Annotated in this window: 1 protein-coding gene; it reads left to right on the top strand. The window is 48.5% G+C overall.

Features of this window, described 5'->3' with window-relative positions; genetic code table 11:
• On the top strand, positions 1 to 439 hold a 439-nt coding region (locus AB4135_RS21970), incomplete at both ends, for a VCBS domain-containing protein (protein ID WP_371995546.1).

Raw genomic sequence — 439 nt, 5'->3', positions numbered from 1 at the left:
CACAGCCACCTTCGCTACCAGTTATCAACACGCAGGCTTCGTTCTCAATCCTGATGGCAGCTACACACTCGATCCCACCGATCCGAGTTTTAATCATCTCGCGGTCGGTGAGCATGAAACCTTGATCATTCCAGTGACGGCGATCGATAACAATAATGGTCAAAGTGCACCACAAAACCTGATAATCAAGATCGACGGCACTAACGATAATCCTGTGGTTAGTCATATAGGATCGAGAACGGTCAATGAAGGCGATCTACAAGTCACAGGCCAAATTACTGCTACCGATCTCGACCATGGCGACACAGCCACTTTCACCACGACTTATCAACATGCAGGTTTCATACTCAACCAAGATGGCAGCTACACGCTCGATCCCACCGATGAGAGTTTTAATCATCTCGCCGTGGGTGAGCATGAAACCCTGATCATTCCAGTG

The sequence above is a fragment of the Shewanella sp. 10N.286.54.B9 genome, assembly GCF_041468565.1.
In the GTDB taxonomy this organism is placed as follows: Bacteria; Pseudomonadota; Gammaproteobacteria; order Enterobacterales; family Shewanellaceae; genus Shewanella.
This window is presented reverse-complemented; position numbering and strand designations above follow the sequence as displayed.